This window comes from Sedimentibacter sp. zth1 (assembly GCF_017352195.1).
GTDB lineage: Bacteria > Bacillota > Clostridia > Tissierellales > Sedimentibacteraceae > UBA1535.
The window spans coordinates 2,739,498-2,757,164 of the sequence record NZ_CP071445.1; the positions used below are offsets into that span (position 1 = coordinate 2,739,498).

At 32.9% G+C, this 17,667-nt stretch carries 12 protein-coding genes and 1 pseudogene; 12 read left to right on the forward strand and 1 reads right to left on the reverse strand.

The window, feature by feature from the left end:
• Position 1: 1 nt before the first annotated feature.
• From JYG23_RS13055 to JYG23_RS13095, 9 genes are all read left to right on the forward strand, one after another.
• On the forward strand, positions 2–1,219 hold the full coding sequence (locus JYG23_RS13055) for a Wadjet anti-phage system protein JetD domain-containing protein (protein WP_207236125.1): 1,218 nt from the start codon (positions 2–4) through the stop codon (positions 1,217–1,219).
• A gap of 594 nt (positions 1,220–1,813) precedes the next feature.
• Positions 1,814–3,397 carry a restriction endonuclease subunit S gene (locus JYG23_RS13060; RefSeq protein WP_242631580.1) on the forward strand — a complete coding sequence of 528 codons (1,584 nt, stop codon included), beginning with the start codon at positions 1,814–1,816 and terminating at the stop codon, positions 3,395–3,397.
• A 133-nt stretch (positions 3,398–3,530) separates the two neighbouring features.
• Positions 3,531–5,012: a class I SAM-dependent DNA methyltransferase gene (locus tag JYG23_RS13065; protein ID WP_207236126.1), complete on the forward strand. Its 1,482-nt coding sequence runs from the start codon at positions 3,531–3,533 to the stop codon at positions 5,010–5,012.
• Complete coding sequence (locus JYG23_RS13070; RefSeq protein ID WP_242631581.1) at positions 5,002–6,216, forward strand: restriction endonuclease subunit S; 1,215 nt, start codon at positions 5,002–5,004, stop codon at positions 6,214–6,216. Before JYG23_RS13065 ends, JYG23_RS13070 begins: the two co-directional genes overlap by 11 nt.
• Positions 6,217–9,411 (forward strand): type I restriction endonuclease subunit R, encoded by a 3,195-nt coding sequence (locus JYG23_RS13075; protein WP_207236127.1) that lies wholly within the window; start codon positions 6,217–6,219, stop codon positions 9,409–9,411.
• A 963-nt stretch (positions 9,412–10,374) separates the two neighbouring features.
• The gene (locus JYG23_RS13080; RefSeq protein WP_207236128.1) at positions 10,375–11,409 is read left to right on the forward strand and encodes a nucleotidyltransferase; all 1,035 of its coding nucleotides are present in this window, start codon (positions 10,375–10,377) and stop codon (positions 11,407–11,409) included.
• Positions 11,410–11,412: 3 nt separating this feature from the next.
• Complete coding sequence (locus JYG23_RS13085; protein ID WP_207236129.1) at positions 11,413–13,164, forward strand: ThiF family adenylyltransferase; 1,752 nt, start codon at positions 11,413–11,415, stop codon at positions 13,162–13,164.
• Positions 13,154–13,657 carry a Mov34/MPN/PAD-1 family protein gene (locus tag JYG23_RS13090; RefSeq protein ID WP_207236130.1) on the forward strand — a complete coding sequence of 168 codons (504 nt, stop codon included), beginning with the start codon at positions 13,154–13,156 and terminating at the stop codon, positions 13,655–13,657. Before JYG23_RS13085 ends, JYG23_RS13090 begins: the two co-directional genes overlap by 11 nt.
• Positions 13,638–14,474, forward strand: a complete 837-nt coding sequence (locus JYG23_RS13095) for a hypothetical protein (protein WP_207236131.1) — start codon at positions 13,638–13,640, stop codon at positions 14,472–14,474. Before JYG23_RS13090 ends, JYG23_RS13095 begins: the two co-directional genes overlap by 20 nt.
• A 92-nt stretch (positions 14,475–14,566) precedes the next feature.
• Here JYG23_RS13095 and JYG23_RS13100 read toward each other — a convergent pair whose 3' ends face one another.
• On the reverse strand, positions 14,567–15,055 hold the full coding sequence (locus JYG23_RS13100) for an integrase core domain-containing protein (protein WP_207236132.1): 489 nt from the start codon (positions 15,053–15,055) through the stop codon (positions 14,567–14,569).
• Between the two features lie 95 nt (positions 15,056–15,150).
• Here JYG23_RS13100 and JYG23_RS13105 point away from each other — a divergent pair, with 95 nt between their 5' ends.
• From JYG23_RS13105 to JYG23_RS14925, 3 genes and pseudogenes are all read left to right on the forward strand, one after another.
• Positions 15,151–15,636, forward strand: coding sequence for a flavodoxin (locus JYG23_RS13105; protein ID WP_207236133.1), 486 nt, complete (start codon positions 15,151–15,153; stop codon positions 15,634–15,636).
• Positions 15,637–15,961: 325 nt separating this feature from the next.
• Positions 15,962–17,248, forward strand: a complete 1,287-nt coding sequence (locus JYG23_RS13110) for an RNA-binding domain-containing protein (RefSeq protein ID WP_207236134.1) — start codon at positions 15,962–15,964, stop codon at positions 17,246–17,248.
• A gap of 241 nt (positions 17,249–17,489) precedes the next feature.
• A pseudogene (locus tag JYG23_RS14925) lies at positions 17,490–17,603 on the forward strand (transposase); the annotation flags it as partial.
• Between the last annotated feature and the right edge of the window lie 64 nt (positions 17,604–17,667).

Sequence of the window (17,667 nt, forward strand, 5' to 3'; positions counted from 1 at the left end):
AGTGAAATACGAGGAGAAGATACTTAAGCTTTTGGTTGAAAAATATCGTAAGAGTAAAAAGGACTTTGGTGATAATAAAACCAATAGAAGAACTCAGGTCAAACCGGAAAAGTTATATAAAAAATATAACGCTAACGATGGTGATTTTGAAGAAATATCAAGACTTAATAAAATGGTAAATGAGTTGACAGAGAAAGGCTTTGTTTATAGTGATATAGAAATCTTTGGAACACAAATACAGAGCATATATCTCGTTGATGAGCGAATTCAGGATATTGAGAAATATCTAATAGATAAGTATGGATATGTGTCGAAAGACATGCAGATTGAGCAGTTGCAAGCTCTGATTGACTGCTACATAAATGCTTCACCTATATGTGAAAAAGAATGCGTACTGTTATCGGAGAGTATAGATAATAGAAGAATTCCAAAGAACATAGAGGCACTTGATGATGTTTTCAAAGCGATTTCGTTTATAGAGAATAATTTGGATGATTTATACATCAGAGAAGTTTCGATGAAAGTTTATGGTGATTCAAAGTTCTTTGAGACTGTAACGTTACAACAGGTGTGTACTTTGTTATGTAAGTATTCAGATAGAACAAATGAAGACAATGAGCTGATTGATGAAGTCCTGGTGGATTATCATATTTATAAAGAGCCTCAGAAACTTTGCATTAAAGGAAACGTGGTTATAACTATTTTTGGCATAGAGGTGGATGTAAGTGTTTTCTCTGAAGGAATAGAGTTCATGGCATCAGATTTTGAAAACATTCAGTCTGTAAATATACGTACTACGAAGTTCATGACTATTGAGAATAGGACAGCATATTTAAGGTACAAGGACGATGATATTGTTACCTTTTATCTTGGAGGTTATGCAAACAGATATCAACGAGAATTTATAAAGCTGATTTATGACTCAAATCCAGAGAAAAAATATTTACATTTTGGAGACATTGATGCAGGCGGTTACTGGATACATCACAATTTGTGTGAGATTACAGGGATTGCTTTTGATTTGTTTTGTATGTCATCTGACGAGCTTAAGAATAAAGAGTATGAGTCTTGTTTACATGGACTAACGGAAAATGATATAACAAGACTTCAGGAATTAAAAGAGATGGATGAATATGCCGATACAGTGAATTATATGTTAGATCACAATGTAAAACTGGAGCAGGAAATAATCAGTTTGGCTTTGATGAATAGGAAGTGACATCTCGAGAAAGTGCTCAGAACGACAACTGGGGACGTCAGATTACGCAAAAACCCAGTCTGACGGTTCTATCTTGATTTTTATAGAGTTGTTCTAAAAATTAACCATAACAAAGTTTATAGAATAGTTTTATATTATTTATGATGTGAAAATCATTAGAAGTATTGTGGCTGTCAATTAATATATGATTAAATGTAGAGTTTATGCTTGGAGATAATTTTAAACAATATAATTTGTTACATTTATTATTATCCAAAATATATTATTTTTTTATAAAATTAAAAAATTAACAAGAGATTTTGTTACATTTATTATTATTTATTTGTTACAATTATTTTTATATATCAACAATAGCCTAAAATCAAAGAATTTTAAGGTTTTTGAGCAAATATTGAAGTGCGTTTTATTTTCCCGCAGACTAAGGTTTGCGGGAATTTTTAATGTGGGGGTCTTATGAATATTAGGATTTTGTTTTATAAAATAAGATTTAACAATATTTAAATTAAAAATATTAAAACTTAGTATTGACATACTAAAATATTCAATGTATTATTTGAAGTGTATTATAGTAAAAAAATTGAAAGGAGGATTAACTTGGATATTAACATAGATTTGGCATTGAATCGATTATACCAAAGGGAGATAGTTACTAGAGAGCAGTTACTAAATGAAATGTTAAGAGTTAAGCTTACGCAAAGACAATTGCAGTCTAGTGCAAAAGACATTAAAGATAAAGAAAAACTATTTCAGTTTATGAAAAAAGTGACAGAAGATGAGCTAGGATTTTTTCCTGCTGATAGAGACGATTTTATAGTGATATATGAAACACTTAAAGGCGTGGATTTGATTGAGTTTGCCTTAAAAATATTTAAGGATGATAAAATGGGAACAATCGTGTCACCCAGTTACCTAACGGAATTTATTCGAGATACGGCATTAGGAGTTAATCCTAAAAAAATACTAATAACAGAAGCTGAAAAGCATCTTGCGGCGTTAGGGAGATTTATTGATACATTTGCTGACTCTCAAATTACTTTAACAACGCAATCAAAACCAATGTACTTATTACTTCAATTAGCATTCGGCTATGAAAATAATATCAAAATAATATTTGAATCCATTTATACACAATGCTTGAGTGGTGAGAAATATGATTATATTTACTCTATTCCAACTTTTGGATATAAACCGGATAACTTTAAACATAAGTTTTTTACAAGGGATAGCGAGGGGATAGCAGTTGAAAATCTGCTGAAACACCTAGAGGAAGATGGTTATTTGAACATAATCATACCAGCTAAAATAACTTTTTCTGGTATGGGCTATGAAAGATTAAGAAAATTTATTACTGAATATTATTGTCTAAAAAACATCTTCATTTTACCTGAAGGTACCTTTAGACCAGCAACATCTATTAAAACGTATTTATTTGTAATTACAAAAGCACTTCATGACAAGATTGAAGTTGGTACATTAAACTTAGATAAAGAGCGTTTTTATGTAGATGTTAAAAAACAAATTGATATGAAAGAGTTCATAATTCATGAAGACTGGCGTGTTGAGTTGCTACTCTCTGATGATGATGCTAATATTAAGAAATTTAAGAATTCAAGCTTAGAAAAGATTAAAATTAAAGAAATTGCGGAGGTATTTAGAGGAAAGTCTATCCTTAAAAAAGATACTTCTGTTGGAAATGTTTCAGTACTTAATATTTCTAATATTGAAGATGGTGAGATTAACTACTTAGATATGGATACCATTGATGAAGAAGAACGAAAAATTAAAAGATATGAACTGTTAAATAATGATGTAGTACTTTCATGTAGGGGAACAGCAATCAAATCAGCAGTTTTTAAAGAACAGGATAAGTTGGTAATTGCTTCTGCAAATGTAATTGTTATTAGACCTAAAGAAAAAGTATTGGGAGAATATATCAAAATATTTTTTGAAAGTCCTATTGGCATGGCTATTATTAAAAGCTTTCAACGAGGAACAACAGTAATGAATATCAACCACTCTGACATTATGGAGATGGAGATTACATTATTGACCCTGCGAGAACAAGAAAATATGGTAAAAAGGTATGCTGAGGAATCGAGTATTTATAAAGAGGCAGTCAATATAGCTAAAAAAAGATGGAGCAGTACAAAGATAAATCTTTACAATCAATTAACTTAGGAAGTTAAGCGTATGGAAGAAAAAAGTATTTAAAGGTCAGATAATTATGAAAAAAAGTTATCCAATGTTGCTAGGATAATAGAACTTAAAGCTTATGTAAAATTATAAGTACAAAAAATGGAGGACTAAAATAATGTCAGTGAGTTTAGAGTTTGAAAACAAATTGTGGGAAATGGCAGATAAGCTAAGAGGAAATATTGAAAGTAGTGAGTATAAGCACGTGGTACTTGGGTTGATATTTCTAAAATATATCTCAGATGCATTTGATGAAAAGCACGCAGAGCTAGTAGCCGAAGGGGAAGGCTTTGAAGAGGATAGAGATGCATATGCAGAAGAAAGTATATTCTTTGTGCCGCCAAGTGCTAGATGGGAATTTATCAAACAAAGTGCAAAACAAAGTACAATTGGACAAATAATTGATGATGCTATGATCACCATTGAAAGGGAGAATGCTACACTTAAAGGGGTACTTCCTAAGAACTATGCAAGACCTGAGATAGATAAAACAAAACTAGGAGAGCTCGTAGATTTATTTTCATTTAATTTAGGAAGTAAAGAAGCAAGAGCGAAGGACGTATTAGGGCGAGTTTACGAATACTTCCTAGGTAAGTTTGGAAGCTCTGAAGGTGAGTTCTATACCCCTCCTACTATTGTTAAATTGCTAGTTGGAATGATAGAGCCTTTTCAAGGTAGAGTATACGATCCATGTTGCGGATCAGGTGGTATGTTTGTACAATCAAAAAAGTTTGTTGAAGAGCATCGTGGGCGAAAAGATGATATTCATATCTTTGGTCAAGAATTCACCGCAACTACTTGGAGACTTTGTAAAATGAATCTGGCAGTACGAGGAATAGATGGTGACTTAGGAGATAGAGATGCTGATACCTTCAGTAATGACCTGCATAAAAATCTTAGAGCTGACTTTGTTCTTGCTAATCCACCATTTAATATTAGTGATTACACATTAATTCAAGATGATGTTCGTTGGAAATATGGAATTCCACCACAAAATAATGCTAACTATGCTTGGATTGAGCATATGATTAGCAAGCTATCTCCTAGAGGTATAGCAGGATTTGTACTTGCCAATGGCTCTATGAGTACATCTATAAAAGCAGAAGCGGAGATTAGAAAAAATATTATCGAAGCAGGACTTGTAGATTGTATAGTAACTATGCCTACAAATTTGTTTTATAATGTGACAATTCCAGTTTGTTTGTGGTTTATATCTAAGAAAAAAGAAAATAGAAAAGACAAAATCTTATTCATAGATGCAAGAAAAATGGGCACGATGGTTACCAGAAAACATCGAGAATTATCTGATGATGAAATAAAAGCAATCTATGATACCTACCATAACTGGCGAGAAGAAAAAGAAGAATATGAGGATGTACAAGGCTTCTGTAAATCTGCAGACATTGAAGAAGTAAGGGGACATGAGTACATCTTAACACCTGGTAGATATGTTGGGATTGAAGAAGTAGAAGAGGATGGAGAGCCATTCGATGAAAAGATGACGAGATTGACAGGAGAACTAGCAGAAATGTTTTCTAAATCCCATGAGCTTGAAGATGAAATAAAGCAGCGATTGGGGGCGATTGGGTATGAATTCTAAGGACATGTCAGATTGTGGATATTTGCCTTTACCCGATGTCTTGTCTTTTATTGTTGACAATAGAGGCAAAACTGTACCAACAGCTGAATTTGGTATTCCTCTTATTGCTACGAATTGCATCAAGAATAATGAACTATATCCTGTTTTTGAAAAGATTAGATATCTTTCTGAAGAAACTTATAAAAATTGGTTCAGGGCCCACCCGATACCCGGTGATATTATTTTTGTTAATAAAGGAGCCCCTGGTAGAGTTTGTCTAGTGCCAGATCCTGTTGGATTTTGTATTGCGCAAGACATGATGGCATTTAGAGTAAATGATAAAATCATTAACAATAAATATTTATTTGCGGTATTAAGGAGTCCACAATTTCAAACACAAATTGAGCAGTTTCATGTAGGAACACTAATTCCTCATTTCAAAAAAGGTGATCTTGATAAACTGTTAATACCAGTTCCATCAATGAACGTACAGAAGTTTATCGGTGAAACCTATTATGATTTGTGTTCTAAAATCGAAGTTAACAATCGAATCAATAAAAACCTTGAAGAAATGGCACAAGCTATTTTCAAAAGCTGGTTTGTAGATTTTGAACCATTTCGAGATGGTGAGTTTGAGGACAGCGAGTTAGGAAGGATACCTAAGGGGTGGAGAGTTGGTGCTTTGGGTGAATGTATGCAATTATTTGATTCGAAAAGAGTCCCTCTTTCCAGCAGACAGAGAGCAAACATAGAAAAGAAATATCCATATTACGGTGCCACTTCCCTGATGGACTATGTTGACAACTACCTCTTTGATGGGTTATTTGTTTTATTAGGTGAAGATGGTTCAGTAATTGATAGCAAGGGATATCCTATTTTACAATATGTATGGGGAAAATTTTGGGTAAACAACCATGCACATATAATGAAAGGCAAAAACGGCTTTGATGAAAATAGCTTATTTATGTTATTAAAAAACACTAACGTTCAAAGTATTGTTACTGGGGCTGTACAGTTGAAAATTAATCAAAGAAATTTGAATTCATTGTGTGTAATTATCCCTTCAAAGGAGAGCCTGGAAAATTTCAACGGACTCTTGTCCCCTTTGTTTGAAGCCAGAAGAAACAATGAAGAACAAATCTCACGATTAATTAAAATTCGTGACTCCCTACTACCAAAACTTATGAGCGGAGAAATCAGAGTACCAACAGCGGAGGTGAAATAATTGCCAAGGAACAATTTTTGTGAATCCCATTTAGAAGAAGCTACACTTGAATGGTTTGAGGAGTTAGGCTATGAAGTAATCTTTGCACCTGATATTGCACCAGAAGGAGAATATCCAGAGCGTGAGGATTATAGTGATGTAGTATTAGCTGAAAGGTTAAGAGATGCACTTTCAAGGATTAATCCTAAAATGCCAAGCAATGCAATAGAAGAAGCTTTTAGAAAGATTACAATACCACAAAGTCCAAGCTTTTTGATGAATAACAAAGCATTTCAGCATATGATAACTGACGGTATAGATGTTCAAGTTAAGCAAAATGATGCTAGTTATAAAACAGAGAAGGTATATGTTTTTGACTATGAAAAACCACTAAATAATGAGTTTATGATAGCAAATCAATTTACTGTAGTAGAACATGGTAGAGAAAAAAGACCAGATGTAATTGCTTTTGTGAATGGCATACCACTTGTGGTCATTGAGCTAAAAAGTGCTAGTGACGAAAATGTGGATATTACGGATGCCTACAATCAATTACAAACTTATAAAATGACAATACCTTCTTTATTTACTTATAACTCATTTTTAGTGACAAGTGATGGTATCAATGCAAGAGCTGGCACTCTTACTTCTGATGAAGATAGATTTATGGCATGGAGAACAATTGATGGCGACGATATTGCGCCTATGTCTATCCCTCAACTCGAAGTACTAATTAAGGGTATGTTTGAAAGAAATCGATTTTTGGATATTATCAAGCAATTTGTCTTATTCCAATCGGATGGAAAGGATACTTACAAAATACTTGCAGGATATCATCAATACCATGCAGTAAACAAGGCGGTAGAAAGTACGGGAAGAGCCACCATGGAAAGTGGTGATAGAAGGATAGGTGTTGTTTGGCATACCCAAGGAAGTGGGAAAAGCTTATCTATGGTATTTTATGCTGCTAAGCTTGTTATAAGTTCTGAGCTAGGAAATCCAACAATAGTAATTATAACAGATAGAAATGATCTTGACGACCAGCTCTTTGGAACATTTTTGAAATGTAAAGATATATTGAGAACAACTCCTGTTCAAGCAACAGACAGGGCTAACTTGAGGAAGCTTTTAAATAACCGCACTAGCGGAGGTATTATCTTTACAACTATTCATAAATTCGCACCTGAGGAAAAGGGTGATGCTGCACCAGTACTTACAGATCGTAAAAATGTGATAGTTATGGCTGATGAGGCGCACAGAAGTCAGTATGGCTTTGGAGCTGATATTGTAAAAGGTGATGAAAGAGCAGATGTTAAGTATGGTTATGCAAAGTATATGCGTGATAGCTTGCCAAATGCTTCTTATATTGGATTTACAGGTACGCCAGTAGAATTAACAGATAAAAACACCAGGGCAGTATTTGGAGATTATATTGATATTTACGATATGACTAGAGCGGTTGAAGATGGTACAACGGTTAAGATTTTTTATGAAAGCAGAATTGCTAAACTTGAGCTACCAGAGAAAATGAAACCAGTAGTTGATACAGAATATGAAGAAATCACAGAATATCAAGAGTTAGGACAAAAAGAGAAGCTTAAGAGCAAATGGGCAAGACTTGAGGCGATTGTTGGAGCTAATGAGAGAGTTAAACTGATTGCAAAAGACATCGTAGATCATTTTGAAAAAAGACAGCAAGCTCAGGAAACTGAGGGTGGTAAGGGTATGATTGTAGCAATGAGTCGTAGAATTGCAATTGATTTGTATAAAGAAATTATAGCTTTACGACCAGATTGGCACAGTGATGACCTAATGTCAGGAAAAATAAAAATAGTAATGACAGGAAGTTCATCCGATCCATCAGAATGGCAACCTTTTATAGGTACCAAAGCAAATCGTGAGACATTGGCAAAACGTATGAAGGATAAAAATGATGAATTACAACTAGTAATTGTCCGTGATATGTGGCTCACTGGATTTGATGTACCAAGTATGCATACTATGTATATTGATAAACCAATGAGAGGACATAACCTAATGCAGGCTATTGCCAGAGTAAATCGAGTATTTAAGGGAAAACAAGGTGGGCTTGTTGTAGATTATATTGGGATAGCCGAAAACCTAAAAGAAGCACTTTCTCAATATACTGAAAGTGACAAAAAGACTACTGGTGTAGATACAGAGGTAGCATCTATGGTACTTCTTGAAAAGCATGATTTAATCAAAGAGTTACTTCATGGACATGACTATAGTAAATTCTTTAATGGAAGACCTAGCGAGAAAATGCAAGCAATCGTTGAAACCATGGATTTTATCATTGGGCTTCGTGAAGATAGAAAGAATGATTATATCAAGCTGGTAACAGAACTTGCTAGAACTTATTCTCTCTGTGCGACAACAGATATTGCAGAAAGATTAAATGTAGAAGTTGGATTCCATAAGGCAGTTAAAGCAAGTATAGTGAAGGTTATTAGTGATGATAATAAGAAAAAGACTACGGCACAGCTTGATAGTGAATTGAATCAACTTATTTCAAGGTCAATTTCCTCAAATGAAGTAGTAGATATATTAGGGTCAGTAGGTTTAAATAAGCCAAATATTGCAATTCTTTCTGATGAATTTTTAGAAGAAGTTAAGGATATGAAACAGAAAAACTTGGCTGTAGAATTGCTTAATAGATTACTTAAAGGAAATATAAAGTCATTCTCTAAACGCAATTTAGTTCAGTCAAAGAAATTCTCAGAACTACTAGAGGCTTCGATTATAAAATATCAAAACCGTACTATAGAAACAACGCAAGTTATAATGGAACTAATTGAACTTGCTAAAGAAATAACAGAGGCTGAAAAACGTGGAGAGTCTACCGGATTAACTCCGGATGAGTTAGCATTCTATGATGCTTTGGCAGATAATGAATCTGCAAAAGAAATAATGGGCGAGGATATATTAAAACAAATCGCAAGAGACTTAACAGTTTCTATTAAAAGTAGCATAAGTGTAGATTGGGCTATTCGTGATAGTGTACAAGCAAAAATGAAGATGACTATAAAACGACTGCTTAAAAAATACGGGTATCCACCAGATAAAACATTAAAGGCAGTGGATATTGTAATGGAGCAAACAAAACTTATGTGCTCTAATGAAGTAACATATATAACTCCAGCTATGGAAAGTCATACTTATGATAAGGTAGCTGAAATTCCAACGGATTATTAAAAATAAAATGTACTGATTACTCTAGACAAGAGTTAGTTGGTACATTTTTTTACAGTATTATGGATACTATTGCCAAAATCTTCTTTTGTTCATATACAATAAGGGGAAGTAGTACCGAAGTATTTGCCTGTTGGCATTAGAGATGAGATAGATGCACTTTGTGTAATACAGGAGGAGATGATGATGACGTAAAACTAAATTTGTCAAAGATTAGAAAATTATGGATAAACTATCTTGCAAAAAGCTTTCTATAAGAGTACAATTAAAATAAACAATATTATCCATTAGCAACAAATATAGAAGAAGGTTTGTAATTATAATTATCAACAAAAGGTTTAATAAGTTTAGCAGCCGTTTTAGCATAGTACGTCCACAATGAGGGCATAACAAAACTAAAAGTGAAGTAACAAAGGTATGAGAACAAACTTTGCATTGAAATTGACCATTGCCACCATTGTTGTCGTAAAGAAATTGATGAGGAGCACCACACACAGAACAAACAGTATCCTCAGGAACATTTCTATTAGAATTTTTACGAACTTGAACAGGTTTTAAAGGTTTATACTACTTTAGAAGATAGTATTCAAGTAAGAATTGGTAGTCCTGTTTTTTAAACTTTTTGAATATGGGAAACTTATCAATTTTGAATTTTTGATACTTTGGATTAACAGAGTCCTCATGAATGAACTGTTTAAGAGAAATATATTTTACAATAAAAAATAAAAGTTGATTAATAATTTTAATTAATTGCTAATTTTGTATAAGTAAATAAGTTATAATTTGAGACATGACAATGACTATCCTTTTTGTTGATTTGCGTTGTGCAAACTCAATTATAACATGAAATAGGGGGTCATTGTTTTTTTATTTTAAAAAACTTTGTAACCCTTGATAAATAAATGTATAAATAAAAAATTTGGGGTGTCTACTTGACACTACCGTAATTAATGAGGAGGATCTTTTATGAGTTTACAAGCACAATTTATTAATTTTAATGCTAAGATAAGACTTGACTATAACGTTAATTCTGAACTGAAAGATAAGAGAGATATTTTGGTTGATATCTTACGAAATAGCGGAAAGCTGCCGGGTTTTACAGTACTTAACCAAGGAAGCTATAGTATGCATACAGGAGTTGAATCTATTGATAAGGAGTATGATATTGATGTAGGATTGAGATTTGATGTCAATAAAGATGATTATGAGCCTATGGGATTAAAAAATTCAATCTGTGATATTTTAGAGAATCATACAGTTTATGGCTCAACCATAAAGAAACCGTGTGTTACTGTTACATATAAAAAGGATGGCGAGCCTGCTTATCATGTGGATTTGGTAGTGTACACATATGAAGACAAAAGTGATCATAATAGTCAAATGTATTTGGCAAGGGGAAAGGCAAGTACACCTGACGAGATTTGCTGGGAAGAATCTGATCCGAAAGGATTAGTAGACTATATCAATGATGCCGTTAATGCAGGGGATGATCGTGATCAATATCGTAGGGTTATTCGATATATTAAACGTTGGAAGAATCTTAAATTTGATAGTAATGGACATGCAGAGCCAGCAAGTATTGGAATAACTTTGATTGCGGCAGACTATTTTGAATTATGTTTCTCTGATGACGGGTATGATGATTTAAGTGCTTTAATTTCGTTGGTAAAGAAAATTCAAAGTTTATTTACTTATGTTGGAGTTTCAGATAATGGACGCTTGCTATATCGAATAAAGTATCCGATGCCATGTGAATTAATGTTTAAAGATGACACGGATACATTTGAAAAAATGACTGATTCACAAATGACAGATTTCAAAGATAAGACCGACAAATTTGTCAGAGACTTAGAAGCTGTTCAAAATGAAGCAGATGAAGTGGAACAATGTAAAAAGCTGCACAAGATATTTGGTGATGATTTTGAAGTACCAGAGGCAAAAAATGTGTCTAAGACTCAAATGAATTATATTCCATCATCAAGTGCATCAGGAGTGCTTTAATCGATGGATTTGATGACTATTCAAGATTCTCTTTTGGATAACAGAAAAATTGCTGCAGTAATGTGTAAGAAAAACGCAACATATTCAAACAAAGCATATGCGTGTCTTGTTACTTGTGAAATATCGGTTTTGGATATGTGGATTCCAGTAATAATTGGTATTCCATATAACTGGAAACTTGATTTGATGGATGTATATGTTGAAGATAAGGATAATTTTCCATTTATTCCTCACATAGACACAAAGGGAAAAGTGTGCCTGTTTGACCTTGAGGGGATTCTGATTGATCCAAATTTATGTGGTTTATTGAATCAATGCATAGAACGAGCAATTCATGTTATATCCGATGGGCTAACTGGGAAAAATCGAAGCGATTTCTTGAAAGAGTTTGATTTGTATTGGTGTCAGTTGCCTGGAATAAGAGCTATAAAGTTCAGTGTTCCGCATGAAAAACAAATGCAGATAATCCATTATGCTGAAAAACGTGGAAAACAACGTTCAAAAGAAAGCTATGCAAAGTATTTGCAACGAACTAATAGAACAGGTCTGTTTGGTACGGCAAATCATTTGGACTTTACAACGTGGAATATATTGGACACCAGAAAAAACGGAATATATGTCTATATTCAGGCTAAAACATATATAATGCCCCCGGATGCAAGAAAAAAACTTGGCATTGATTATATCAATAGCTTATTATGCTTGGCTGATTCACATACATTTTTTAGTGTTGTTAGCAAAGTAGGAAATGATAAAGTACTTTTGTTTGAAGTTAGACAACCCAATAATATTAAGATCTGCATTGGAGTTATGATTCGAAACGGGATTTTTTCAAAGACGGAGGATGATAAAATTTATGTGAAGAGCTATTCCATTTTACAACCTTTATCTGTAAGGAGGGTTGATAAAAAGTATTTAATGAGTCGAACGTCAGACGAGTGTAACATTTTGCAAGCAAAAAAATATTTAATGATTGGCTGCGGTTCTATTGGTGGATACGTTTTAAATGAAATGGTTAAGTCTGGTTGCGAGGATATTACACTGGTTGATAGTGATTTATTAAAAGAAGAAAATGTATTTCGACATTTACTTGGTATAGAATATGTTGATGAATATAAGGCTGAAGCATTGACCAATTATTTTGGAAAGAATATTTCAGGGATACGTTTAAAACCACTGGATGGTGAGATTGAAAATTTAGTTTATGATGGAGATGTGGATTTATCTGATTATGACATAATAATATCCGCAGTGGGAAATAACAATGTGAATCGTTGGCTTAATGGATATTTATGTGAAAATGCATTGGAGATATCTGTCATTTACGCTTGGAATGAGCCACTTGATATTGGATGTCATGTTGCATATATTAGAATAAGCCATGAAGGATGTTATGAATGTTTCTTTGGAAGAGATTATAAAACGCAGGAATTATATGACATGACGGCATACTGTGAGAGAGGACAGCAGATTACAAAGAATCTGTCTGGCTGCGGAGGTTCTTTTATTCCATATGGTTCAACAGTCTCCCTTAAATCAGCAATGATGTCCATTGATTTGTTGAAGAAAGTTGTTAGTGGGAGATGTGTTGAAAATGTTCTGATTTCTGTAAAAGGAGAAGGCTATTATTATGAAAAAGCAGGATTGAAAACATCAGATGTTTTTAAAAATCAAAGTGAAAGTATTCTGACGGTTAAAGGAAATGAATTCGTTAATATAAACTGTGGAATATGTGGTAGCTGCTATGGTATTTAATTTTGAGGGTCGACAAATAAAAATATGTGATAATGTTCTTGAGATTATTATGCAATATCTGCAAAAAGAAAAAGATGCGTTCGAGGCTGGTGGCATTATTATCGGGCGAGAGAATATATCAAATTCTAATCTTATAATGGAATTTGCGACGGTTCCAATGCCTGGAGATGAGAGAAAAAGATGCAGGTATTTACGAAAAGATAAGCAACATGTTCTTTATTATGAAAGCCTATATAAGGGAAGTTCTGGAATATATACATATATAGGAGAATGGCATACACATCTAGAATCTGTTCCTCAGTATTCGAGCGTAGATATAAAGAATTGGAAACGTATAGGAAAAAATGCACCGACAAACAATAAACAGTATCATCTGATTGCTGGATATGATGCTTTTTGCATTTGGAAATATTCATATAGAGAACGGAAAGCAAGAATAATTGCGACTGTAAAATGGAACGAGGTGAAATTTAATGAAGATATTGAAGAATAGAATTTTGGATTGTATAAGTCAGCTACTGCAGGTAGTAATACTATTAATTGCGTTTGCGATACCAATCTTGCTTGATGGAGCGACAAAAATCCAGATGCTCTTTAATGGAGAAAATCCGGATTTTGAAACCGTACAATATTATTATCTGGTGAAGATGGGAAACGAAGTAATAGGTTTAGTTTTAATGCTTTTCATTTTATTCAAACTAATTCGCCCGAGTAATAAAGAAAAAATTATGAATACAGGAAATTTATATCATGATCACTGTTATGCTTGGTATTGGTTTTGCTCGAAGGTGTTGGGTTATTGTAAATGTAGTTTGGTTCGGGTACCGGTAGCCACGCAATTTAAGTTGATAATTCGTGACACATTTAGTCAATATGATTTGAGATTGGATGATGATTATAAACTTATAGATATAGAATCCGTTACAGTTGAAGGAATATCAGATGATGGTTATACGGAATCTGTTAATATTGTATTAGCAGATACATATCCAATAACAAAAAATTTGATGCCTGAAAGTACGAAAAACCTGTCAACAATTTATATTCAACGTGAAACCAATAAAAATGATGCAGTTAGGTGTTATAGCAAAGATTTTATAGAGAGTGTTTTGAATACGGTAAGACATTTACCAAATAACGTGCATGCGATTAATCTTTACCCAGCAACTAATCCAAAGCATAATTATTGTATTGCAAATGGTGTCTTTAAAATGGCTAATAGAAGTAATATCGATAGATTGGTTATCTTTCCACAAAAAAGGAAAAGTGGAAATTGGAATTTTTTTGAGAAGGGAATTACTATATACTAAGGAAGACCAACTACAAGAAGTTAATAGGAAATTGAAAGAACATTTGAAGATGAAAAAAATTAGAGTTGAAAATAATTAGATCCAAAGAGGTTCTATATTTTAGGGGACGGTTTGGAGTGACCCCTTAAAGGTGTACAATTTAGGTACACATAATATAATAGATTTTTTAAAACTATATTATAAGCATTTCTATATGAAATAGGGGTCATTCCACCTAATTTCTTTTGCGGACGAAAATTTGTATAGTACTCAGTATATTCCTCTGTAACATTAATTACATCTTGAGGATATCTTATTTTATTTTTCATAATATAGATACTTTCACATTTAAAGTGACTGAAAAAACTTTCAGCAACAGCATTGTCCCAACAATTGCCTTTACGAGACATGCTATGTGTTACACCTAAACTTTCTAGTAATTTTGCATATTCTTTATTTGTGTAATGTACACCTTGATCACTATGAATTATACAACCATTTAAATCATATTTAGCTGCAAGAATATTAATGGTATCTATACTAAGAATTCTATCTTGTTTATATTTTACTCTTACAATAGAACGTATACCATGTAATTTCATAATTCTTTGGATTTTTTTATGATTAACCGTTAAATATGCAATGTATTATAATAAATTTAAACACTTTTTAGTACATCAAAAGGAGAATTATTAATATGAAAACATTAGTTATTTTTTATTCATTAGAAGGGAACACAAGATTTATTTCCGAAATAGTTGCCAAGGAATTACAGGCAGATATTATTGAATTAAAGACTGTAAAATCATTTCCGTCCACTGGAATTAAAAAATTCGTTTGGGGTGGAAAAAGCGTTGTGCTAAAGGAAAGACCAGAATTAAAAAATAAAAATATTGATTTAAGTGACTATGAAAATATTATTATTGGTACACCAATATGGGCGGGAACTTATGCTGCACCATTTAATACTTTTTTTAAACAATATAAATTTTCAGGAAAAAAGGTTGCGTTTTTTGCATGCCATGCAGGTGGAGGAACTGAAAAATGTTTTAAGATGTTTAAGAAATCACTCCCTGATAATACTTTTGTCGGAGAAATAGACTTTATTGATCCATTAAAAAAAGATAAAAAAGAAAACAATAGTAAAGCAATTAATTGGGCTAAAAGTTTAACATTTGATTAAATATTATATTATCTGTTTGACGGCAAAAATTAAGCAAAAATATAGATGATATAGATATTTTCAAGAGAATTTCATAGTATTAGGCTAAGTGGTAGGTCAGTTAATGATCTGCAACTTAGCCTTTTTATATGTCATATAACTGATATCATTTTATAAGGAGGTCCACTGTTGTGCTCCTTTTTATTGCATTAAAGATTGTATTCTTATAAAGGATAATGAGATTATCTATTTGTCGTAATCTGTCAGACGGTTCTCCTTGCTTTCTATCACTCGTTATGTTACTATTGTGTTATAAGTGATATAAACTGATAGAAGGAGTGGTATTATGAGATTATATGAAAGCGAAACAGTTGAATTAAAAGAAATCTATACCTTTGATTTAAAGAAAGAAATTGTTGCCTTTGCAAATACAAATGGTGGTACAATCTATATTGGTGTACAGGATAGCGGAGAAATTATTGGTGTCAATGACGCTGATCTTGTCATGCAACAAATTTCCAACTCTCTAAGAGATAGTATCAGACCTGATGTTTCTATGTTTACTAATATTGAGTTATTACAAGAAAAAAAGAAGTTTTTTATTAAACTAACTGTTAGCCAAGGCACGAAAAAGCCGTATTACTTATCAGATAAAGGACTTAAACCAACAGGTGTATATGTTAGAAGTGGAACAACGTCTGCCCCAGCATCTGAGGATGCTATTCGTATGATGATAAAAATGACAGATGGTGATTCATTTGAAGCGAATCGTTCTCTAGTTCAGGAGCTGACTTTTAATAGATTAGAAGAGGAATTGCAAAAAAGGGGCTTAGAATTTACTGAAGTACAGATGAAAAACTTAGGTATTCTTTCTTCTGATAATATTTATACAAATATGGGGTTGCTTGTTTCAGACCAATGCAAACACTCTATCAAATTTGCAATTTTCCAAGGCACAGATAAGTTAGTGTTTAAGGATAGAAAAGAGCTTACCGGTTCCCTATTTGCTCAGCTTACAAATGCTTATAAAACCATTGACTTTTATAATGGTACAAAAGCGACTTTCCATGATTTACTTCGTACAGATGAGAGGGATTATCCGGAAGATGCTGTTCGTGAAGCTTTACTGAATGCTATCGTTCATAGAGATTATTCCTTTAGCGGTAGCACATTTATAAATCTTTACTCTGACCGTTTAGAGATTATCTCCTTAGGTGGGTTGGTATCTGGGTTATCATTAGAGGCAGCTATGCTAGGGGCATCCCAACCTAGAAATGAAAAATTTGCAGCTCTATTTTATAGAATGAAGCTAATTGAGGCATATGGAACAGGTATTAGCAAGATAATTAGCTGCTATAAAGGTTTAGCGGTACAGCCTAAATTTGAAAATGTAGAAGGGGCATTCCGAGTTGTTCTACCTAACACGCATGCACAAGAGTTAAGTGCAGAAAATGAAAAGTACTTGGCTATCTTAGGATTGTTTGAAAATCAAAAAGAGATTACTCGATCTGATGTTGAACAAGCTCTGGGTAGCGGCACTACTCATGCCATTAATATGCTTAAAGAAATGCAGGAAAAAGAGCTTATCACAAAAGTTGGTAGCGGTAGGCTGACAAGATATGTAGTGAAGTAAAATATGAAGTTAATGAAAGAATTTAATAGTGTAAGTGGGTATAATGATGTATTTATTCCGGCGGAATAATTTAGGACGGTTATTTTTGATTGATAAAGTATAAAAATGGTAGTACTATAGTAAAAATAGATATTAGGGGACGGTTCCTTTTGATTGACAGATAAGCAAAAGGGATAAATAAAGAGAAAATATTTCAGAAAGAAGTACAGAAAAATAAAATAATAGAAATAATCAAATATATAATAGAAGAAATGGACATGTGTTTCAAGACAGATTTAGAAGCGAAGTAGTAGAAGATGATACTTATATGTTAAGTGTTCTGAGATATATACATAATAATCCCATCAAAGCAAAAAGTGAAATATTGAAGTTATTTAAAAATAAGAAAGATTAAAAAAAATTTCATAATAATAGTGACG

Excerpts from the sequence above, each read along its gene's own strand:
- JYG23_RS13070 (WP_242631581.1), top strand. The coding sequence starts at position 5,002 with ATGAATTCTAAGGACATGTCAGATTGTGGATATTTGCCTTTACCCGAT.
- JYG23_RS13110 (WP_207236134.1), top strand. The coding sequence starts at position 15,962 with ATGAGATTATATGAAAGCGAAACAGTTGAATTAAAAGAAATCTATACC.
- JYG23_RS13080 (WP_207236128.1), top strand. The coding sequence starts at position 10,375 with ATGAGTTTACAAGCACAATTTATTAATTTTAATGCTAAGATAAGACTT.
- JYG23_RS13090 (WP_207236130.1), top strand. The coding sequence starts at position 13,154 with ATGGTATTTAATTTTGAGGGTCGACAAATAAAAATATGTGATAATGTT.
- JYG23_RS13100 (WP_207236132.1), bottom strand. The coding sequence starts at position 15,055 with ATGAAATTACATGGTATACGTTCTATTGTAAGAGTAAAATATAAACAA.
- JYG23_RS13095 (WP_207236131.1), top strand. The coding sequence starts at position 13,638 with ATGAAGATATTGAAGAATAGAATTTTGGATTGTATAAGTCAGCTACTG.
- JYG23_RS13105 (WP_207236133.1), top strand. The coding sequence starts at position 15,151 with ATGAAAACATTAGTTATTTTTTATTCATTAGAAGGGAACACAAGATTT.
- JYG23_RS13085 (WP_207236129.1), top strand. The coding sequence starts at position 11,413 with ATGGATTTGATGACTATTCAAGATTCTCTTTTGGATAACAGAAAAATT.
- JYG23_RS13065 (WP_207236126.1), top strand. The coding sequence starts at position 3,531 with ATGTCAGTGAGTTTAGAGTTTGAAAACAAATTGTGGGAAATGGCAGAT.